Source organism: Kitasatospora sp. NPDC004240 (assembly GCF_053603215.1).
In genome coordinates this window covers 1-2,972 of sequence record NZ_JBSGFD010000395.1, presented here as the reverse complement: position 1 = coordinate 2,972, position 2,972 = coordinate 1, and the positions used below count along the sequence as shown (strand labels likewise).

The 2,972-nt window shown below is 74.4% G+C and carries 3 protein-coding genes, 1 tRNA gene and 1 pseudogene; 3 read left to right on the top strand and 2 right to left on the bottom strand.

Translation table 11 applies throughout. From position 1 onward, the window contains the following. Positions 1-224 (bottom strand): ATP-binding cassette domain-containing protein (locus ACWEQL_RS41880; RefSeq protein ID WP_452156788.1); only part of this gene is annotated, 224 nt, incomplete at its 3' end. 389 nt (positions 225-613) lie between these two features. Here ACWEQL_RS41880 and ACWEQL_RS41875 point away from each other — a divergent pair. From ACWEQL_RS41875 to ACWEQL_RS41865, 3 genes are all read left to right on the top strand, one after another. Then, positions 614-698, top strand: a tRNA-Leu gene (locus ACWEQL_RS41875). Positions 699-851: 153 nt separating this feature from the next. Beyond that, positions 852-1,760, top strand: a complete 909-nt coding sequence (locus tag ACWEQL_RS41870; RefSeq protein ID WP_452156786.1) for a Bax inhibitor-1/YccA family membrane protein — start codon at positions 852-854, stop codon at positions 1,758-1,760. 127 nt (positions 1,761-1,887) lie between these two features. After that, a complete protein-coding gene (locus ACWEQL_RS41865) occupies positions 1,888-2,280 on the top strand; it encodes a hypothetical protein (protein ID WP_452156784.1) in 393 nt (130 codons plus the stop codon). A 196-nt stretch (positions 2,281-2,476) separates the two neighbouring features. On the opposite strand, the pseudogene ACWEQL_RS41860 reads toward ACWEQL_RS41865, so the two are convergent. Then, positions 2,477-2,972: pseudogene (locus tag ACWEQL_RS41860) on the bottom strand (hypothetical protein); the annotation flags it as partial.

Below are 2,972 nucleotides of genomic sequence, written 5' to 3'. Positions count from 1 at the left end.
GAGCCGGAGGTGACGGTGTCGAGGCCGGCCATGCAGTGCATGAGGGTGGACTTGCCGGAGCCGGAGGGGCCCATGATGGCGGTGAACTCGCCCTGGGCGAAGGTCACGCTGACGTCGTCGAGGGCGACGACGCGGGTCTCCCCCTCCCCGTAGACCTTGTTCAGGCCGGTGGCGCGGGCGGCCGCCCGGCCGGTGCGGACGGCGGTTGCGGTCGACGTGGTCACGGGGGGCTCCTTGGGATCGAGGGGGGTGGGCCGACCCGCCGACGGGCGCCCTGACGGCCGGGCCCCCGAGGGCTCCGGCCGTATCTCCATGCTCCCCCGGGCGATCACCGGAGGACGTCGCTCCGCCGGACGGTTGGCCGGACCACCGCTGGGCGTACGCGCGGGGCGGGCCCCTCCTCCTGCGGTATGACACGGACCCGGAGCCGACGGGGTGGCCGGATCCCACGCCCGGGGTGGCCGGATCACGGACTGTTCGTCAGATGGCAAGGAAACATGACAACTTCCCTGGCTGGGAACATGCGAAAGGGGGAGGCTGGCGACTAGGCTCAGGGGTGGCCCGCTCAGGGGTGGAGCACCCTCCACCTGCGGCGGGGGTCATGTCGCAGTACGCCCGGATGGTGGAACGCAGACACGGGCAGCTTAAAACTGCTTGGCCGCGAGGCCGTGCCGGTTCGAGTCCGGCTCCGGGCACCAACTCGACGGGTCGACACGACCCGTGCGGGGCGCCCGGCGGGCTGTTCCCGCCGGGCTTCCCGCGGAGATCCTCCTCACGGCGTATGCCGCTTTTTTTGCCAAGCCATTACCCTTGTCCCGGGCGGTGCAGTGCCGCCACGGAGGGAACGAGAAATGAGAAGCAGTAACCCGGTCTTCTCGCGCGAGGGGTCCTTCAGCCGTGACCCCGGCCACGCGGGATTCGGCAGCGCGCAGACCTCGCAGGCCGGGAGCCCGCAGGCCGGCGGCCCGTACGCCAACAACCCCTACGGCAACAACCCGTACGCCAACAACCCCTACGCCCAGCAGCCGCAGGGCCAGGGCCCGCTGACCGACGACCAGCTCGTCGAGATGTACCGGGGGCCGTCCGCCGGTCCGCTGGACACCGGGCGGATGACGCTGGACGACGTCGTCGCGCGCACCGCGATGACGCTGCTCACGCTGGTCGGCGCGGGTGCGGTGGCCTGGTTCGCGCTGCCCTTCTCCAACTACGGCGTCGCCGGCGCGGCGAGCATCGCGGCGCTGGTCGTCTACTTCGTGGTGGCGTTCAAGCGCAGCGTCAGCCCGGCGCTGATCCTGCTCTACGCGGGCCTGGAGGGCTTCGCGCTCGGTGCCTTCACCAAGCTGTTCAACACCATGTGGGAGGGCATCGCGATCCAGGCGGTGCTGGGCACCGTCGCGGTCTTCGCGGCGACCCTGATCGCCTACAAGAGCGGCCGGATCCGGGTCACCCCGCGCTTCGCCCGGATCGGCATCACCATCGGGATGGGCTTCTTCTTCCTGATGATGATCAACTTCACGGCGAGCCTCTTCGGCGCCGACCTGGGCCTGCGCTCCGGTCCGCTGGGCATCGTGGTGGGCATCGTCGGCATCGCCCTCGGCGCGTTCTTCCTGATGCTGGACTTCTCCGAGATCGACGAGGCCATCCGCTGCGGCGCGCCGCAGAAGGAGGCCTGGCGGGCCGCCTTCGGGCTCACCGTCGCGCTGGTCTGGATCTACATCGAGATGCTGCGCCTGATCGCCATCCTGCGCGGCGACGACTGATCCCGACGCCTCCCGCGCACTGCCGCCGGGCCCCGGAGCCTCCGCTCCGGGGCCCGGCGGCGTTCCGGCCCCGGCCCGCGTAGCGGCCCCGCGTACCGGTTCGAAGGCGGGCCCTTAGGCTCCTCCCATGCTCGAAGTGACTCCCCTTCTCGAAGCCGTCGACTCGCTGGCGGACCGGTTCCGCTCGATGCCGCAGAGCCGGCTGCTCGCCCCCGTGCCCGGCCACGACTCCCGGGCGGCGGCCGCGCTGGCGGCGGCCCGGCGGCTGGCGGCGGTGGCGCAGGCGGCGGAGGGGGAGGCGGTGCGGGAGTTCCCGGAGGCGGGAGCCTTCGCGGTGGGCGACCAGCTGGCGGTGGCCGGGCACGACCTGGCGGCGGCCCTGGCGGCGCTCCCGGCCGGGGACGCGACGGTCCTGCCGGGGCCGCTGGGCGGGCTCGCGGCGGGTGCCCGGGCCGGGGCCGGCGAGCTGCTCGACGCGGCGCTGGCCGAGGTGGGGGCCACGGCCCGGCTCTGCTCCTGACCCCCGGACGTCCCGGCACCCGCCGGGGGAGCGCCAGCCCACCCACCGCGACCCGCCGAGGCGCGCCGTGACATGCCCGGACGCGCCCGGCACGCGCCCGGTCCGCACCCGGACACGCCGAAGGCCGGTCGGATCGGTAACCCCGTGATCCGGCCGGCCTTCGGCGGTCCGTCCGCGCCCCCTGCCGGGGCGGTGCTCAGATGCTGGCCACCACCCGGTCGGCGAGCACGTAGACCGCGTCCTCGTCGGTGGAGAAGGTCAGCGAGTACGAGCCGGAGAACCGCGAGCCGCCGAGCAGCCGGACGTCCTCGCCGGCCCGGACCGCGTCGATCAACCGGTAGGCGGCCTCCCGGTCACCGGGGGCGACGCAGAGCGTGGTGCCGTCGGCGAAGGCGTACACGTCCAGGGTGCCGAGCGGGCCGGGGCGGACGTCCACCAGGGCGACGCCCTCCTCGGCGAGGGTGGTCAGCCGGGTGTCGGTCCACTCGCGGGACGGGGCCTGGCTGGGCACGAAGTCGGGGTGCGAGGGGTGGCGGCGCGGGTCGGGCGCGGTCTGCGGGGCCTCCTCGGCGGCGGGCTCGGCGTCCAGCAGCCCGGCCTCCAGGCCGGTGGCCAGCAGGTCGGCCTCGCGCCGGGCGCGGGCGTCGCCGCCGTCGGCCCCGGCGGAGGGGTGGCCGGCCGGGTGGCCGGGG

Bases quoted from the DNA above. Each gene is read 5' to 3' on its own strand.
- ACWEQL_RS41865 (WP_452156784.1), top strand. From the start codon at position 1,888: ATGCTCGAAGTGACTCCCCTTCTCGAAGCCGTCGACTCGCTGGCGGAC.
- ACWEQL_RS41870 (WP_452156786.1), top strand. From the start codon at position 852: ATGAGAAGCAGTAACCCGGTCTTCTCGCGCGAGGGGTCCTTCAGCCGT.